This is a genomic window from Nocardioides sp. zg-1308 (genome assembly GCF_013155375.1).
In the GTDB taxonomy this organism is placed as follows: Bacteria; Actinomycetota; Actinomycetes; order Propionibacteriales; family Nocardioidaceae; genus Nocardioides; species Nocardioides renjunii.
Genome location: NZ_JABJQY010000005.1, coordinates 25,730 through 40,965, shown reverse-complemented (window position 1 = coordinate 40,965; position 15,236 = coordinate 25,730). Strand labels below are relative to the sequence as shown.

Below are 15,236 nucleotides of genomic sequence, written 5' to 3'. Positions count from 1 at the left end.
CCCCTCAGCCCGTCGGCCGGCTGAGCTCGGCCTGGATGCGGGCCAGCTGCTCGAGCCGCTGCTGCAGGGGCGGGTGGGTGGCCATCAGGCCGCCGAGGCCACCGCCGCGGAGGGCGGGGACGATGCACAGTGCGCTGGCCGCGCTGGCCGAGCGCAGGTCGCGCTGCGGGGTGGCGGCCACCTCGCCGCTGATCTTCTGCAGCGCGGAGGCCAGCGCCGCTGGCTTGAGCGTCAGGTAGGCCCCGGCCCGGTCGGCGCTGAGCTCGCGGTAGCGCGAGAGCAGGCGCAGGAGGACGAAGCTCACGGCGTAGACGACCAGGCTCACCAGCAGGGCGACGAGGACCGCCGGCAGCGCGTTGTTGTTGTTGCTGCGCGAGCGGCCCATCCCGCCGAACTGCGCGAAGCGCATCAGCAGCCCGGCGGCGATGCCGGCCGACGACGCGACGGTCATGACCAGCACGTCGCGGTGCGCCACGTGGCTCAGCTCGTGGGCCAGCACGGCCTCGAGCTCCTCCGCGTCGAGCGTCTGCAGGATGCCGGTCGTCACGCACACCACCGCGCGGTCGGGCGAGCGCCCGGTCGCGAAGGCGTTGGCGAGCGCCATGTCGGAGATGCCGACCCGCGGCTTGGGCATGTCGGCGAGCGCACAGAGACGGTCGATCATCCCGTGCAGCTCCGGGGCCTCCTCGGGCGCCACCTCACGGGCCCGCATCGCCCGCATCGCCACCTTGTCCGAGCTCCACCACTGGTAGAACGCCATGCCGATGGCGATGATCGCGACGACGGGCGCGTAGCCGGGACCCACGGCGTAGATCAGCCCTACGACGAGCCCGACGAACAGCGCGCCGAGCAGGAACATGGTGAGGGTCATCCGGGCGGTGAGCCCGCTGTCCTTGATGAAGCGAGAGGTGGCCATGCGGTGGGCGTCAGCCCGGGATCAGGCCGTCGTCGCCCAGCAGCTGGCGCACCTCGTCGATCGTGGCGTCCGGGGGCGGCAGGATCAGGTCGGACTCGTCAAGGGAGTCGAGCTCGTGGTGCGTGCCGCTGGCGCGCACACCCGACAGGAGTCCGTGCAGCGCGGTGCGGAACATGTCCTCGTCGCCGGCGTCGATCGCCTGCTCGATCTGGTTGTCGAGGCCGTTGAGGGCGTCGAGGGCGTGGTCGTCGAGGTCGTACTGACCCTCGCCGAGGATGCGGACGATCATGCCCGGCCGCCCTCGGTGGAGTCGCCCTCGGCGCGCACGGCCTCGGGCTCGGCGGCGAGGATGTCGCCGTCGGGGGCCTCGATGGCCTGCGGGGCGGAGCCGGCCTTCAGCCGCGCCAGCTCGGCCTCGACGTCCGAGTCGGAGCTGAGCGCGTCGAGCTCGCGGGAGATGTCGTCGCCGGCGTTGAGCTGGGAGGCGTCGTCGAGCGCGCCAGAGGCGATCAGCTCGTCGATGGCCGCACCACGGGCCTGCATCTGGGCGGTCTTGTCCTCGGCGCGCTGGATGGCGAGACCGACGTCGCCCATCTCCTCGCCGATGCCCGACATCGCCTCGCCGATGCGCGTCTGCGCCTCGGCCGCGGTGTAGGTGGCCTTGATGGTCTCCTTGCGGGTGCGGAAGGCCTCGACCTTGGCCTGCAGCCGCTGCTGGGCCAGGACGAGCTTCTCCTCCTCGCCCTGGAGGGCGGCGCGCTGCTCCTTGAGGCTGGTGATCTGCGAGGCGAGGCCGGACTTGCGGGTCAGTGCCTCGCGGGCGAGGTCCTCGCGGCCGGCGCCGATGGCCTTCTCGGCCTGGCCCTGCAGCTTGGCGGCCTGCTGCTCGAGCTGGTTGACCTGCAGCTCGACGCGCTTGCGGCTGGTCGCCACGTCGGCGACCCCGCGACGGACCTTCGAGAGGAGCTCGAGCTGGCGCTGGTAGCTGTAGTCGAGGGTCTCGCGGGGGTCCTCCGCCTTGTCCAGCGCCTTGTTGGCCTTGGAGCGGAAGATCAGGCTGATGCGCTTCATGAGACTCATCGGGGTGGAAACCCTCTCTTGGTCAAGCGTGGGTGGTGGCTCGGTCGACGTTCTCACCCTAGGACCAAACCCAAGTCGGAGGTAGGGCATCCCGCGGGCGCGCCTCGTGGGGCCCGCGGGGATAGGGTGCCCCCAGCATCCGAACCACCTGAAGGCAGCACGCGTGTTCCGTCGCACCAGCCCCGAGCCGGAGACCCCGCCGATCGACGACAAGATCGGTGGCAAGGGTCGCCCCACGCCCTCTCGCAAGGAGGCCGAGGCGGCCGCGCGCGCCCGCGCCAAGGTCCCCCGCACCCGCAAGGAGCAGGTGGCCGCGCAGCGCTCCGCGCGCGGTGACACCTCGCGCCGGATGCGCGAGGCCATGAAGACCGGCGACGACCGCTACCTCCCCAGCCGCGACCGCGGACCGGTCCGCCGCTTCATCCGCGACTTCGTCGACTCCCGCTTCTCGTTCATCGAGCTGATGGTCCCGCTGCTGGTGGTGTCGATGGTCCTGGGCTACTCCGGCAACCGGTCGATGCAGAACCTGAGCAACACCATCCTGTTCACCACGCTGCTGGTGATCGTGTTCGACGTCGTGATGCTCCGCTTCCGCCTGCGCCGCGAGCTGGCCCGACGCTTCCCCGACGAGTCGCCGAAGGGTGCGGTGCTCTACGCCGCCATGCGCTCGCTGCAGATGAAGTTCCTGCGCCTGCCCAAGGCCCAGGTCCGGATCGGCGAGAAGCTGCCCGAGTCCTACCGATGAGCCACTCGCACGGCCCCGGCGGGGGGCCGAGCGCCGACGTGTCGGTGCGGGTGGCCTGGGCCGACGACGCCGCGGCGATCGCCGAGGTCCAGCTCCGGGCGTGGCCCGTCCTCTACGCCGGCCTGCTGCCGGCCGAGGTGCTGCCCACCGACGTGGCGGCGGTCGCCGCCCAGTGGCGCGAGGTCCTCGCCCGGCCCGCCGATGCCCGCAACCGGGTGCTGGTCGCCCTCGAGCGCAACCGCGTCGTCGGCTTCGCGCTGACCTCCGCGGCCGCAGACCCCGACTGCGACCCCGTGGCGGACGGCGAGCTCTCCGAGCTCACGCTCGATCCGACCGAGCGCGGCAAGGGCCACGGCTCGCGGCTGCTGCAGGCCGCGGTGGACACCCTCTCCGCGGACCGCTTCACCCGCGCGGTGTCGTGGGTCAACGCCGCCGACGACGCGCTGCGCACCTTCCTCACCGACGCCGGCTGGGCCCCCGACACCGCCCACCGCGAGCTCGACCTCGACGGCACCGGGAGCACCACGGTCAAGCAGGTCCGCCTGCACACCGCGATCGGCTGAGCGGACCACCGGCCGTCCGCCGCGGCAAAATCCACCCCCGGAGGACCTTGCTTTTCGCCCGCGGCGAGTCACCATGGAGGTCCGGCTACTCCGCCGGCCTGTTCGGGGGTCCGTCATGCTAGGTCCGCTTCCCGCTCTGCACCGGTTCGTCCTCGTCCTCGCCGCCCTCGTGGTGTGCATCGGCCTCGGCCTGTGGTTCGGCGCCGTCCCCGAGACCCACGTGAACCTCCGGGTCGGGCTCCTGGCCGGCGCCGGCGCCGGCGTTGCGGCAGCGTTCGTGCTCGTCCACGACTTCCACCGCCGCGAGTCGCGCCGACTGCGCGCCCGTCGTCGGCCTCACTGACGGAGCCGGCGAAAATGCGACGGGGCTGATGCGCAGGGTGCCTTAGCCTTCGGGCGTGTCCGAGAGCACCCTCGATCCCGGCGACCGATCCGCCATCATCCGTGACGGCCTGGCCGTCGGCGTCGCCACGGGCGCGTACGGCGTCGGGTTCGGCGCCGTGTCGGTCGCCTCCGGGCTCAGCGTCGCCCAGACCTGCGTCCTGTCGCTGCTGATGTTCACCGGAGCCAGCCAGTTCGCCCTCATCGGCGTCGTCGCCGCCGGCGGAGCGCCGATGTCCGGTGCCGCCACGGCCCTGCTGCTCGGCACCCGCAACACGCTCTACGGCCTCCGGATGGCCCCTCTGCTGAAGTGGCGCGGCTGGCGCCGGTTCGCCGCCGCCCACGTCCTCATCGACGAGTCCACGGCGATGTCGGTCAACCGCGACACGACCGAGGCCGCCCGCCTGGGGTTCCTGACCACCGGCGCCTCGGTGTTCGTCCTGTGGAACGTCGCGACCGCGATCGGCGCGTTCGCAGGTGAGGCCGTCGGGGATCCGCGGACCTTCGGCCTGGACGCCGCAGTGGGCGCCGCGTTCCTCGCACTTCTGTGGCCTCGGCTCCACGACCTGCGCAACGTCCTCGTGGCCCTCCTGGCCGCCGCCGTCGCCCTGGCGATGGTGCCCCTCACCGCGCCCGGCGTACCCGTGCTCGCGGCCGGCGGCGTGGCCCTCCTCGTCGGGGTGCTGGGCCGGCACCCGGAGCGGGACCCGGCGCCGGGCACCGACGAGACGGCGGGAGGGCAGCGCTGATGTGGACCGCGGTGCTCCTCGCCTGCGCGGGCTGCTACCTCCTCAAGCTCGCCGGCATGTCGCTTCCCGAACGCGTGCTCAGCCACCCGACGGTCGAGCGGGTGGCCGACCTCATCCCGGTCGCGCTCCTCGCGGCGCTGGTCGCCGTGCAGACCTTCTCGTCGGGCGACGCCCTCGCCGTCGACGCCCGGTCGCTGGGGCTCGCGTTCGCCGTCGTGGCCCTGCTGCTGCGGATGCCGTTCCTGGTCGTCGTGGTGGGTGCGGCGGTCGTGGCCGCCATGGCCCGCCTGCTCTGAGCGACCCGCCCGGTCACCCGAGGTCGAGCAGCTCCTCCAGGCCCACCGTCAGGCCTGGCCGGTCACCGATCGAGCGGACGCCGACGAGGACCCCCGGCGTGAACGACACCCGGTCGAGGGAGTCGTGGCGGATGGTCAGGGTCTCCCCCGCGGTGCCGAGGAGGACCTCCTGGTGCGCCACGAGGCCGCGGACCCGCAGGCCGTGGACGCGTACGCCGTCGACGTCCGCGCCGCGGGCGCCCTCGAGGCCCGTGGACGTGGCGTCGGGCATCGGCGGGCTGCCCGCCTCGCGACGCGCGGCGGCGATCATCTCCGCCGTGCGCCGGGCGGTGCCGGACGGCGCGTCGGCCTTGTCGGGGTGGTGCAGCTCCACCACCTCGACGGACTCGAAGAACGGCGCCGCCTGGGCCGCGAAGCGCATCATCAGGATCGCGCCGATGGAGAAGTTGGGGGCGATCAGCACGCCGACGCCGGGCGCGTCGGCGAGCCACTCCTCGAGCAGGTCGAGCCGGGCACGGTCGAAGCCCGTGGTCCCGACGACCGCGTGGATGCCGTGCTCGATGCAGAACCGCAGGTTGTCCATGACGACGTCGGGGTGGGTGAAGTCGACGACCACCGCAGCGCCCGAGCGGGCGAGCTCCTCGATGTCGTCGCCCGCGTCGACCCGCGCGACGAGCTCGGTGTCCGGGGCCGCCTCGACGGCGCGGCAGACCTCGGCGCCGACCTTGCCCCGCGCCCCGAGCACGCCGACGCGGACGGTGGTCTCTCCTGGTGCGCTCACGGGTCCAACCTATCGGCCGACGCGCCCGGTGCCCCCACGTGCCGGGTGGCGGTGGCTGACGGGCGAACACGGGTCTGGCAGGCTGTGCGCCATGCCCGTTTCGACCATCCCGCCGCGCATCAAGTGGGCCGTCGACCTCATGGACGTCCAGCCGGGCGACCAGGTCCTCGAGATCGGCTGCGGCCCCGGAGCCGGCGCCGAGGCGATCTGCAGCAAGCTGGAGACCGGCAAGCTGTTCGCGATCGACCGGTCGGAGTCGGGCGTGGACCGCACCAAGCGCCGCAACCAGAAGTACGTCGACGCCGGCCGGCTCGTCGTACGCCAGATCGACCTCGCCACGCTGCGGGTGCCGGTCAAGCGGCTCAACAAGGTCTTCGCGTTCAACGTGAACCTGTTCTGGGTCCGCGACTGCGACGACGAGGTCGCCCTGCTCCACGAGCGGGTCGTCCCCGGTGGCGCGGTCTACCTGTTCTACGACGCCGTTCGCCCCGAGCTGGTGCCCAACATCGTCAAGAAGGCCTCGGAGAACCTCGTCCGCGGCGGCTTCCGGGTCAGCGTGGTGGAGCAGAAGGCTCCCCCGGTGATCGGGCTCATCGGCCGCCGCTGACGCTGCCGGTGCTGACCGTCACGTCGTCGGCCCCACGACGGCCAGCAGCTCGGGCTGGGTGAAGAGCTCGCGTGCCAGGGCGTTGACGTCGTCGAGGGTGACGGCCTCGATGCGAGCGACGACCTCGTCGATGGTGAGCAGCTCGTCGTGGACCAGCTCGGCCTTGCCGATGCGCGACATCCGGGAGCCGGAGTCCTCCAGGCCGAGCACGAGCCCGCCCTTGAGCTGGCCCTTGCCGCGCTCGACCTCCTCCGCGGTGAGACCCTCGGAGGCGACCTTGGCGAGCTCGCCGCGCACGGTCTCCAGCACGGCGTCGTACTTGCCGGGCAGGCAGCCGACCGAGACGCCGACCACGCCGGCGTCGGCGTGGTGGGAGGCGAAGGAGTAGACGGAGTAGGCCAGGCCGCGGTGCTCGCGCACCTCCTGGAACATCCGCGACGAGGTGCCGCCGCCGAGGGCGGTGTTGAGCACGCCGAGGGTGTAGCGGCGGGGATCGGTGCGGGTCATGCCCTTGACGCCGAGGACGAGGTTGACCTGCTCCTGCGGCCGCACGGTCCGCGCCTCGCCGGGGTGCACCTTGCGGGCCTTCTCCGACTGCTGCGTCGGGGTGGGCTCGGCCTCCCCGTCGAGGAATCCGGCGCGCCCGAAGGCCTGCCGGACCTGGCGCACGACAGCGGCGTGGTCGACGTTGCCGGCCACCGAGACGACCATGTTGTCGGGGCGGTAGTGGCGGCGGTAGAAGCGGTGGATCTGCGCGCGGGTCATCGCGGTGATCGACGCCTCGGTGCCGGCGATGGGACGACCGAGCGGGGTGTCGCCCCAGGCCTGGTGGGCGAAGAGGTTGTGCACCACGTCGTCGGGGTCGTCGTCGTGCATGGCGATCTCGTCGAGGATCACGTCGCGCTCGGCCTCGACGTCGGCCTCGGTGATCGTGGAGGCGGTGACCATGTCGCCGAGCACGTCGACCGCCGTGGCCAGGTCCTCGTCGAGGACGCGGGCGTGGAAGACGGTGTACTCCTTGGTGGTGAAGGCGTTGAACTCGCCCCCGACCGCGTCGAGCGCCACGGAGATGTCCATCGCGGTGCGCTCGGGGGTGCCCTTGAAGAGCAGGTGCTCGAGGAAGTGCGAGCAGCCGTGCAGCACGGGCGTCTCGTCGCGCGAGCCGACGTTGACCCACACGCCGATGCTGGCCGAGCGGGTGCCGACCATCTGCTCGGTGACGATCCGCATGCCGCTCGGCAGGACCGTGCGCCGGACGCGTGAGGTCACCGCACCGTCGGCGTCCTTGACGGTGTGGAGGGTGCGGGTGGTGCCGTTCTTCTGCACAGGGGTCCTTCCGGGGGTGATGCCTGGGGTGAAGCAGCACGACCGGCCGGCCAGGCGGCCGGCCGGTCGTGGTGGTGGATCAGGTCACTCGGCGTCGGTCGCCTCGGGGCTGACGTCGGAGCCGGCGTCGGCCTCGTCCTCGGAGCCGCCCTCGGCCTCGTCGACGACGGGGACCAGCGAGAGCTTGCCGCGGTCGTCGATCTCGGCGATGGAGACCTGGACCTTCTGGCCGACGGACAGGACGTCCTCGACGGCCTCGACACGCTTGCCACCGGCGAGCGCACGCAGCTTGCTGATGTGCAGCAGGCCGTCCTTGCCCGGCAGGAGCGAGACGAAGGCACCGAAGTTGGTGGTCTTCACCACGGTGCCGAGGTAGCGCTCGCCGACCTCGGGCATGGTCGGATTGGCGATCGCGTTGACCGCGGCCTTGGCGGCCTCGGCCGCCTCGCCGTTGGTCGCACCGATGTAGACCGTGCCGTCGTCCTCGATGGACAGCGTCGCGCCCGTGTCGTCCTGGATCTGGTTGATGACCTTGCCCTTGGGCCCGATCACCTCGCCGATCTTGTCGACGGGCACGCGGATGGTGATGATGCGCGGGGCGTGGACCGACATCTCCTCCGGCGCGTCGATGGCCTCGGCCATCACGTCGAGGATCGCCAGGCGCGCGTCGCGGGCCTGGGTTAGGGCGGCGGCCAGCACCTCGGCCGGGATGCCGTCGAGCTTGGTGTCGAGCTGCAGCGCGGTCACGAACTCGCGGGTGCCGGCGACCTTGAAGTCCATGTCGCCGAAGGCGTCCTCGGCACCGAGGATGTCGGTCAGCGCGACGTACTGCGTCTCGCCGTCGACCTCGTCGGAGATGAGGCCCATCGCGATGCCGGCGACGGAGGCCTTGAGGGGCACACCGGCCTGCAGCAGCGACAGGGTCGAGGCGCAGACCGAGCCCATCGAGGTCGAGCCGTTGGAGCCCATGGCCTCGGAGAGCTGGCGGATCGCGTAGGGGAACTCCTCACGCGAGGGCAGCACCGGCAGGAGGGCGCGGCGCGCGAGGGCGCCGTGGCCGACCTCGCGACGCTTGGGCGAGCCCACGCGGCCGGTCTCGCCGGTGGAGAACGGCGGGAAGACGTACTTGTGCATGTAGCGGCGGTGCTTCTCCGGGGAGAGCGTGTCGAGCTGCTGCTCCATCTTGAGCATGTCGAGGGTGGTGACGCCCAGGATCTGGGTCTCGCCACGCTCGAACAGCGCGGAGCCGTGGACGCGCGGGATCACGTCGACCTCGGCGTGCAGCGGACGGATGTCGGCGAGGCCGCGGCCGTCGATGCGGACCTTGTCGCGCAGCACGCGCTGGCGGACCAGGCTCTTGGTCAGCGAGCGGAACGCCGCGCCGATCTCCTTCTCGCGGCCCTCGAACTGGCCGGAGAGCTGCTCGAGGAGCGCGCCCTTGATCTCGTCGACCTTGAGCTCGCGCTCCTGCTTGTCGCCGATGGTCATCGCGGCGGCCGTGTCGTCCTTCACGGCGGACTCGACCGCGGCGTAGACGTCGTCCTCGTAGTCGAGGAAGACCGGGAAGTCCTGGACCGGCTTGGCGGCCTCGGCCGCGAGCTGGGCCTGCGCCTCGACGAGCTGCTTGATGAAGGGCTTGGCGGCGTCGAGGCCACCGGCCACGATCTCCTCGGTCGGCGCCTGGGCGCCGTTCTGCACGAGGTCGAGCGTGGCCTCGGGGGCCTCGGCCTCGACCATCATGATCGCGACGTCGCCGGACTCGGTGACCCGACCGGCGACGACCATGTCGAAGACGGCCGACTCGAGCTGCGAGTGGGTCGGGAAGGCGACCCACTGGCCCTCGATGAGGGCGACGCGCACGCCGCCGACGGGGCCGGAGAACGGCAGGCCGGAGAGCTGGGTGGAGAGCGACGCGGCATTGATCGCGAGCACGTCGTAGGGCATGTCGGGGTCGAGCGCCATGACGGTGATGACGACCTGGACCTCGTTGCGCAGGCCCTTCTTGAACGTCGGGCGCAGCGGGCGGTCGATGAGGCGGCAGGTGAGGATCGCGTCCTCGCCCGGGCGGCCCTCGGAGCGGAAGAAGGAGCCGGGGATCTGGCCCACGGCGTACATCCGCTCCTCGACGTCGATCGTGAGCGGGAAGAAGTCGAAGTGGTCCTTGGGCGTCTTGCCCGCGGTCGTCGCCGAGAGCAGCATGGTCTCGTCGTCGAGGTAGGCCGTGACCGAGCCGGCGGCCTGGCGGGCGAGCAGGCCGGTCTCGAACTTGACCGTGCGCTTGCCGAAGGAACCGTTGTCGAGGACGGTCTCGACAGCGGAGATGATGGGTTCACTCATGGAAGCAGGATCTGCTTTCTCTTCGCGGAGCGATCCGCGTCGTCCACACTCGAACGTGTGGGGCATCGAGGGCCCCGCGGGGCCGGTCTTCGATCGAGGCCCGCAGATCTCCCGGTGACGGGTGCCGATCTGAAGGCCACTACCGAGGACCGGGCCGGACGTGCGGGTCGCTCCTGTTGGCTGTGTGTTCAGTTGTTCCGGGTCGACACTAGCGCGGCGGGTCCCGGATGTGAGAGGAGCGGCTCCCCGTGGCGGGGAACCGCTCCTGTCGCGATCAGCGGCGGAGGCCGAGGCGCTCCACGATCGAGCGGTAGCGCTCGATCTCCGTCTTCTGCAGGTAGTTGAGCAGCCGGCGGCGCTGGCCGACCAGCAGCAGCAGTCCACGACGGCTGTGGTGGTCGTGCTTGTGCGTCTTGAGGTGCTCGGTGAGGTGCGAGATGCGGTGGCTGAGCAGCGCGATCTGGACCTCGGGGGAACCGGTGTCACCCTCGGTCAGGGCGTACTCGGCGATGATCTTCTTCTTGGTCTCCGCGTCGGTACCAATCGACATGGGGGCTCCTTCGGTTCTCGTTGCGCGGCGCGCCCGGGCCTGTTCACCGGGGCACTCTGGATCCGCGGCCGTCGTGACGGCGTGTCACCCTCCCGGGCAACCGCAGCAGCATATCGAGGCCCCGGACCGCCGGCCCAATCCGCGCCGCGCGACGAGGACGTACGTCCCCCGGTCGGGATCGCTCAGACGGCCGGCGGGGGCGGGTCCGACTCGGTGGTGCGCTGGCTGCTGGCCTGGCGTCCCTGCGCGTCGGTCGTGGTGGCCGTGGTGGTGTGCCGCCGGCGGGTGTTCTGCTGCACGATCGTGAGCACGAGCCAGAGCGCGCCGGCCAGGACCAGGATCCAGCCCAGCGTGGTGACGTTGAGCGGTCCCACCTGCTCCTGGTTGAACGCGAGCGCCAGGACGAGCCCGACGACGATGAGGCCGATCGGCCCTCCGTAACCCATGACGGTCTCCCTTTCTGTGGGGATGCTGCCCGGCGGTGGCCGGGCCGCGCAGAGTCTGGCCGCCGCCCGGTCCGGTGTCACCCTCCCCTGGGGTGCCCGACGTGCGACGATCCCGGGATGGGCGAGAAGCGGATCGGCGTGTGCAACCTCTGCGAGGCCATCTGCGGGCTCGAGCTGACCGTGGAGGGCCGCGACGTCGTCGCCGTCCGCGGCCACGCCGCCGACCCGCTCTCCCGCGGCCACGTCTGCCCCAAGGGGGTCGCGATCGCCGACGTGTACGCCGACCCCGACCGGTTGCGGCGCCCGGTGCGCCGGGTCGGCGAGGGCGCCGGGGCACGGTGGGAGGAGATCGGGTGGGACGAGGCGTTCGACCTGGTCGCCGACAACCTCGCCCGGGTGGTGCGGGAGCACGGCGACGACGCCCTCGCGCTCTACCTCGGCAACCCCAACGCGCACAGCCTCGGCTCGATGACCCACGGCACCGCGATGGCGAAGTCCTTCCGGACCAGGAACCGCTACTCCGCGACCTCGGTCGACCAGCTCCCCCACCAGCTGGTGGCCCACCTCATGTTCGGCCACCAGCTGTTCCTGCCGGTCCCGGACATCGACCGCACGTCGTGGTTCCTCGTCGTCGGCGCGAACCCGATGGCCTCCAACGGGTCGCTGATGACCGTGCCCGACTTCCCCCAGCGGGTGCGTGACCTGCGCGCCCGCGGCGGCCGGATGGTCGTGCTCGACCCCCGCCGCACCGAGACCGCCAAGGTCGCCGACGAGCACCACTTCGTCCGCCCCGGCTCCGACGCGTGGGTGCTGCTCGCGATGCTGCACGTCCTCACCGCCGAGGTCTCCCCCGACGACCTGCCCACCGTGCCGTCGTACGTCGACGGGCTGGGCACGGTGGTCGACCTCGTCGCCGACGTCACCCCCGAGCTGGCCGAGTCGATGAGCGGGCTCCCCGCCGGCGAGGTCCGCCGCCTCGCGCGCGAGCTGCTGGCCGCCGACGGCGGCGTCGTCTACAGCAGGATCGGCGTCTCCGCCGGTCCGTGGGGCACGGTGTGCCAGTGGGCCGTGAACTGCCTCAACATCCTCACCGGCAACCTCGACCGGGTCGGCGGAGCCATGTTCACCACGCCCGCGATCGACGCCGTCGGCACCGGGTTGATCGGGCGCGGGCACCACGACGTGTGGCGCTCACGGGTCCGCGGGCTCCCCGAGACCGCGGGCGAGCTGCCGGTCGCGGCGCTGCGCGAGGAGATCGAGACACCGGGCGAGGGCCAGGTCCGCGCGCTGCTGACGGTGGCCGGCAACCCTGTGCTCTCCACCCCTGACGGAGCGCGGCTCGACCGCGCGCTGGACGGGCTCGACTTCATGGCCGCCGTCGACATCTACGTCAACGAGACGACCCGTCACGCCGACGTCATCCTGCCCCCGACCACCGCGCTCGAGCGCGACCACTACGACCTGGTCTTCCACCTGCTGGCCGTGCGCAACACCGCGCGCTTCACCCCGGCGGTCTTCGAGAAGGAGGCCGACCAGCGGCACGACTGGCAGATCTTCCGCGAGATCACCCTGCGCACCGCCGCCCGGCTCGGCCGCAGGGCACCGCTGAGGAAGCGGCTGGTGCAGCGGGCCCGCCTCACCGCCAGCCCGACGCTGCTGGTCGCCGGCCTCCTGCGCCGCGGCACCAGCGGCGTGACGCTGAAGAAGCTCCGCGCGCGGCCCGCCGGCATCGACCTGGGACCACTGCGGGGCGGCCAGCTGCCCGGGCGGCTGCCCTCCCGCGACCGGCGGATCGACCTCGCTCCGCCCCTCGTCGTCCAGGACGTCGCCCGGCTGGCGGCGGCGGCGGCCGCGCCCGACGAGGGGCTGCTCCTCATCGGCCGCCGCCACCAGCGCGACTGCAACTCCTGGATGCACAACTCCGAGCGCCTGACCCGTGGCCGTGCCCGCCACCAGCTGCTGATGAACCCCGCCGACCTCGCCGTCCGCGAGCTCGCGGACGGGGCCCGGGTGCGGGTGACCTCCCGCACCGGCACGGTGGAGGTCGAGGTGGCCGCCTCCGACGACCTGATGCCCGGGGTGGTCTCGCTCCCCCACGGCTACGGCCACGCCCGCGAGGGCGTCCTGATGACCCGCAGCCGTGCGGTGCCGGGCGTCTCGGTCAACGACCTGACCGATCCCGAGCTGCTCGACGTGTCGGGCAACGCGGCCCTCAACGGCGTGCCGGTGGAGGTCACGGCTGCCGGCTGACCGCCAGCTCCGGGACCGGCTCCACCACCTGCTCCCCGGGCACCTCCCGGCGCCCCCAGACCCGGTCGCCGAGCAGCACCAGCACCGCCGGCAGCATCACCAGCCGGATCAGGGTCGCGTCGAGCAGGATCGCGACGGCGAGGCCGACGCCCATCATCTTCATCTCGAGCATCGACAGCGTGGCGAAGATGGCGAACACCGACACCATCACCGCGGCGGCGCTGGTCACGACGCCCGCCGTGTCGGTGACGCCCCGCTCGACGGCGAGCCGCGCGGGCAGCCCGCGTCGCACGTGCTCGCGGACCCGGCTGAGGACGAAGACGTGGTAGTCCATCGACAGGCCGACCAGGATGACGAGGACGATCATCGGGATCCAGTCGATGAGGAAGCCCGGCGAGGTGAAGTCGAGCGCTCCCTCGAACCAGCCGTGCTGGAACACGAGCGTCATCATCCCGAAGGCGACCGCCACCGAGGCGAGGTTGAGCACCGAGGACACGAGCGCCAGCCGGACGCTGCGGAACGCGATGCCCATCATGACCATCGTCAGCAGCACCACGAAGCCGATCACGATCGGGAGGTACGTCGCCAGGTGGTGCGCCGAGTCGTACGACTCTGCCGCTCCCCCGCCGACCGCGTGCTCGACGTCGAGGCCGTCGAGCGCCGTGGGCACGAGCTCGTCGCGCAGCAGCTCGACCGCCTCGTCCACGCGCGGGTCGCTCTCCTCGTGGGGGATGGCGAGGTCCAGGACGGTCGTCCGGCCGTCGTCGGAGACCTCGATGCCGGCGTCACCCGCCGCCACGAAGTCGCCGGTCCGGGCCGCCGCCTCGTCGAGCCCGACCAGCGCCGAGCGGACCCGAGCCGCGTCGGCGGCGTCGGCCTGCACCACGACCTCGGCCGACGCACCCTCGAGCGGGAAGGCCTTCGCCATGTCGCGGGCGGTGACGACCTGCGGGATGGAGTCAGGCAGCGTCTCGAGGTTGGCGCTGTGCACCTTCATGCCCAGCATCGGCACGGCGAGCGCCACCACGACCGCGCCGCCCAGGGCGAGCGCCACGACCGGGCGTCGCAGCACCGGCGCGAGCAGCCGACGGCTGATCCCGCCCCGCCCGATCCGGCGGTTGAGCCGCCAGAGGCCGGGGACGCGCGGGCGGTCGACCCAGCGGCCGAGCTTGACCAGGAGGGCGGGCAGCACGGTGATCGAGCCGAGCACGGCGATCGCGACCACGAGGATCGCGCCGGTGGCCAGCGAGTTGAAGGTGACGCCGCCGACGACGTAGAGGCCCGACATGGCGACGACGACGGCGAGGCCGGACACCAGGATCGAGTGGCCGGAGGTCTCGGCGGCCACCTCGACGGCGTCGAGGGTCGAGCGACCACGGGCCCGCTCCTCGCGCTCGCGCTTGAGGTAGAAGAGCGAGTAGTCGACGCCGACCGCCATGCCGATGAGCACGATCATGCTGGTGACGGTGGCCTCGGCCGGCACCAGCCACGAGACGGGTGCGGTGATGCCGATCGTCACGACGACACTGCTCGCCGCCAGCAGGACGGGGATGCCGGCCGCGATGAGGGCCCCGAACGCGAAGAGCATCAGCACGAGCGTCACGGGCAGGCTGATGCCCTCGGCCGAGGCCAGGTCGGCCTCGACCTGCTCGTCGATGCCCTCGTCGATGGTGAGGTCACCGGCCTGGCGGATGCGCAGGTCGGCGTACTCCTCCTGCACCGCGTCGGTCACCGCCGTCATCTCCCCGGTCTCCTCGTGGTCGGCGGCGAGCCGCACGGCGACCAGCAGGGCGGACCGGTCCTGGCTCCACACGGGTGCCATCGCCTCCTCGACCCCGGGGACCTCCGCCATCTCCCGCCCGAGCTGCGCAGCGGCCTCCTCCGCCCGCGCGGGGTCCAGGCCGGAGGCGCCGGCGGTGACGAGGACGTTCTCGGTGAGCGGGTCGGACATGCCGGCGTCGTCGATCCACTGGGCGGCGCGCCCGGACTCGTGCTCGCGGTAGTCGACGTCGTCGGCGGTGTTGGTGGGGACGGCCGCGGCGAGCACCACGGCCACGGCGACCAGGGCGAGCCAGCCGAGGATCGCGCGCCACGGGTGGGTGGCGCTCCAGCGGGCGGCCCGGAGCGGGGCTCCGGCGAGAGGGTTGCGGACGGACATGACGGACTCCTGGGTCGAGGTGGAGGGACGTCCTCAGCCTCGGCCGGCGCG

Annotated in this window: 16 protein-coding genes; 7 read left to right on the top strand and 9 right to left on the bottom strand. The window is 72.2% G+C overall.

What is annotated here, in order from left to right; translation table 11 throughout:
- Positions 1 to 4: 4 nt before the first annotated feature.
- Genes htpX through HN031_RS18750 form a run of 3 tightly spaced genes read right to left on the bottom strand, consistent with a single transcriptional unit; the run spans position 5 to position 1,996 of the window.
- Positions 5 to 916 carry a zinc metalloprotease HtpX gene (gene htpX, locus HN031_RS18760; protein ID WP_172273921.1) on the bottom strand — a complete coding sequence of 304 codons (912 nt, stop codon included), beginning with the start codon at positions 914 to 916 and terminating at the stop codon, positions 5 to 7.
- A 10-nt stretch (positions 917 to 926) separates the two neighbouring features.
- On the bottom strand, positions 927 to 1,205 hold the full coding sequence (locus tag HN031_RS18755; protein ID WP_172273918.1) for a hypothetical protein: 279 nt from the start codon (positions 1,203 to 1,205) through the stop codon (positions 927 to 929).
- Complete coding sequence (locus HN031_RS18750) at positions 1,202 to 1,996, bottom strand: PspA/IM30 family protein (RefSeq protein WP_172273915.1); 795 nt, start codon at positions 1,994 to 1,996, stop codon at positions 1,202 to 1,204. The genes HN031_RS18755 and HN031_RS18750 overlap by 4 nt, the downstream gene beginning before the upstream one ends.
- A gap of 163 nt (positions 1,997 to 2,159) precedes the next feature.
- Here HN031_RS18750 and HN031_RS18745 point away from each other — a divergent pair, with 163 nt between their 5' ends.
- The 5 genes from HN031_RS18745 to HN031_RS18725 all read left to right on the top strand — a co-directional run bounded on the left by HN031_RS18745 (position 2,160) and on the right by HN031_RS18725 (position 4,730).
- The gene (locus tag HN031_RS18745; protein WP_172273912.1) at positions 2,160 to 2,741 is read left to right on the top strand and encodes a DUF3043 domain-containing protein; all 582 of its coding nucleotides are present in this window, start codon (positions 2,160 to 2,162) and stop codon (positions 2,739 to 2,741) included.
- Positions 2,738 to 3,304: a GNAT family N-acetyltransferase gene (locus HN031_RS18740; RefSeq protein ID WP_172273909.1), complete on the top strand. Its 567-nt coding sequence runs from the start codon at positions 2,738 to 2,740 to the stop codon at positions 3,302 to 3,304. Before HN031_RS18745 ends, HN031_RS18740 begins: the two co-directional genes overlap by 4 nt.
- A gap of 115 nt (positions 3,305 to 3,419) precedes the next feature.
- Positions 3,420 to 3,647: a hypothetical protein gene (locus tag HN031_RS18735; RefSeq protein ID WP_172273906.1), complete on the top strand. Its 228-nt coding sequence runs from the start codon at positions 3,420 to 3,422 to the stop codon at positions 3,645 to 3,647.
- Between the two features lie 55 nt (positions 3,648 to 3,702).
- Complete coding sequence (locus HN031_RS18730) at positions 3,703 to 4,434, top strand: AzlC family ABC transporter permease (protein WP_172273903.1); 732 nt, start codon at positions 3,703 to 3,705, stop codon at positions 4,432 to 4,434.
- Entirely contained in the window at positions 4,434 to 4,730 is a 297-nt protein-coding gene (locus HN031_RS18725) for an AzlD domain-containing protein (protein ID WP_172273900.1), read from the top strand. The genes HN031_RS18730 and HN031_RS18725 overlap by 1 nt, the downstream gene beginning before the upstream one ends.
- A gap of 13 nt (positions 4,731 to 4,743) precedes the next feature.
- Here HN031_RS18725 and dapB read toward each other — a convergent pair whose 3' ends face one another.
- The gene (gene dapB, locus HN031_RS18720; RefSeq protein ID WP_172273897.1) at positions 4,744 to 5,511 is read right to left on the bottom strand and encodes a 4-hydroxy-tetrahydrodipicolinate reductase; all 768 of its coding nucleotides are present in this window, start codon (positions 5,509 to 5,511) and stop codon (positions 4,744 to 4,746) included.
- Positions 5,512 to 5,602: 91 nt separating this feature from the next.
- Between dapB and HN031_RS18715 the strand changes: the two genes are divergently transcribed.
- The gene (locus HN031_RS18715; RefSeq protein ID WP_172273894.1) at positions 5,603 to 6,118 is read left to right on the top strand and encodes a trans-aconitate 2-methyltransferase; all 516 of its coding nucleotides are present in this window, start codon (positions 5,603 to 5,605) and stop codon (positions 6,116 to 6,118) included.
- 18 nt (positions 6,119 to 6,136) lie between these two features.
- Here HN031_RS18715 and HN031_RS18710 read toward each other — a convergent pair whose 3' ends face one another.
- The 4 genes from HN031_RS18710 to HN031_RS18695 form a co-directional block, all read right to left on the bottom strand.
- Positions 6,137 to 7,444 carry a M16 family metallopeptidase gene (locus HN031_RS18710; RefSeq protein WP_367650821.1) on the bottom strand — a complete coding sequence of 436 codons (1,308 nt, stop codon included), beginning with the start codon at positions 7,442 to 7,444 and terminating at the stop codon, positions 6,137 to 6,139.
- A gap of 84 nt (positions 7,445 to 7,528) precedes the next feature.
- The gene (locus tag HN031_RS18705) at positions 7,529 to 9,781 is read right to left on the bottom strand and encodes a polyribonucleotide nucleotidyltransferase (RefSeq protein ID WP_172273891.1); all 2,253 of its coding nucleotides are present in this window, start codon (positions 9,779 to 9,781) and stop codon (positions 7,529 to 7,531) included.
- Between the two features lie 274 nt (positions 9,782 to 10,055).
- Entirely contained in the window at positions 10,056 to 10,331 is a 276-nt protein-coding gene (gene rpsO, locus HN031_RS18700) for a 30S ribosomal protein S15 (RefSeq protein WP_056906479.1), read from the bottom strand.
- Between the two features lie 182 nt (positions 10,332 to 10,513).
- Positions 10,514 to 10,777, bottom strand: coding sequence for a DUF6458 family protein (locus tag HN031_RS18695; protein WP_172273888.1), 264 nt, complete (start codon positions 10,775 to 10,777; stop codon positions 10,514 to 10,516).
- A gap of 117 nt (positions 10,778 to 10,894) precedes the next feature.
- On the opposite strand from HN031_RS18695, the gene HN031_RS18690 reads away from it, so the two are divergent.
- The gene (locus HN031_RS18690) at positions 10,895 to 13,027 is read left to right on the top strand and encodes a molybdopterin-dependent oxidoreductase (RefSeq protein WP_172273885.1); all 2,133 of its coding nucleotides are present in this window, start codon (positions 10,895 to 10,897) and stop codon (positions 13,025 to 13,027) included.
- Here the strand turns inward: HN031_RS18690 and HN031_RS18685 are convergent.
- Positions 13,011 to 15,185, bottom strand: a complete 2,175-nt coding sequence (locus HN031_RS18685; protein ID WP_172273882.1) for an MMPL family transporter — start codon at positions 15,183 to 15,185, stop codon at positions 13,011 to 13,013. The two genes, HN031_RS18690 and HN031_RS18685, sit on opposite strands and share 17 nt — an antisense overlap.
- Between the last annotated feature and the right edge of the window lie 51 nt (positions 15,186 to 15,236).

What these genes read in the sequence shown, in the direction of transcription:
- htpX (WP_172273921.1), bottom strand. Translation starts at nt 916, where the DNA reads ATGGCCACCTCTCGCTTCATCAAGGACAGCGGGCTCACCGCCCGGATG.
- HN031_RS18755 (WP_172273918.1), bottom strand. Translation starts at nt 1,205, where the DNA reads ATGATCGTCCGCATCCTCGGCGAGGGTCAGTACGACCTCGACGACCAC.
- HN031_RS18750 (WP_172273915.1), bottom strand. Translation starts at nt 1,996, where the DNA reads ATGAGTCTCATGAAGCGCATCAGCCTGATCTTCCGCTCCAAGGCCAAC.
- HN031_RS18740 (WP_172273909.1), top strand. Translation starts at nt 2,738, where the DNA reads ATGAGCCACTCGCACGGCCCCGGCGGGGGGCCGAGCGCCGACGTGTCG.
- HN031_RS18735 (WP_172273906.1), top strand. Translation starts at nt 3,420, where the DNA reads ATGCTAGGTCCGCTTCCCGCTCTGCACCGGTTCGTCCTCGTCCTCGCC.
- HN031_RS18725 (WP_172273900.1), top strand. Translation starts at nt 4,434, where the DNA reads ATGTGGACCGCGGTGCTCCTCGCCTGCGCGGGCTGCTACCTCCTCAAG.
- HN031_RS18715 (WP_172273894.1), top strand. Translation starts at nt 5,603, where the DNA reads ATGCCCGTTTCGACCATCCCGCCGCGCATCAAGTGGGCCGTCGACCTC.
- HN031_RS18705 (WP_172273891.1), bottom strand. Translation starts at nt 9,781, where the DNA reads ATGAGTGAACCCATCATCTCCGCTGTCGAGACCGTCCTCGACAACGGT.
- rpsO (WP_056906479.1), bottom strand. Translation starts at nt 10,331, where the DNA reads ATGTCGATTGGTACCGACGCGGAGACCAAGAAGAAGATCATCGCCGAG.
- HN031_RS18695 (WP_172273888.1), bottom strand. Translation starts at nt 10,777, where the DNA reads ATGGGTTACGGAGGGCCGATCGGCCTCATCGTCGTCGGGCTCGTCCTG.
- HN031_RS18690 (WP_172273885.1), top strand. Translation starts at nt 10,895, where the DNA reads ATGGGCGAGAAGCGGATCGGCGTGTGCAACCTCTGCGAGGCCATCTGC.
- HN031_RS18685 (WP_172273882.1), bottom strand. Translation starts at nt 15,185, where the DNA reads ATGTCCGTCCGCAACCCTCTCGCCGGAGCCCCGCTCCGGGCCGCCCGC.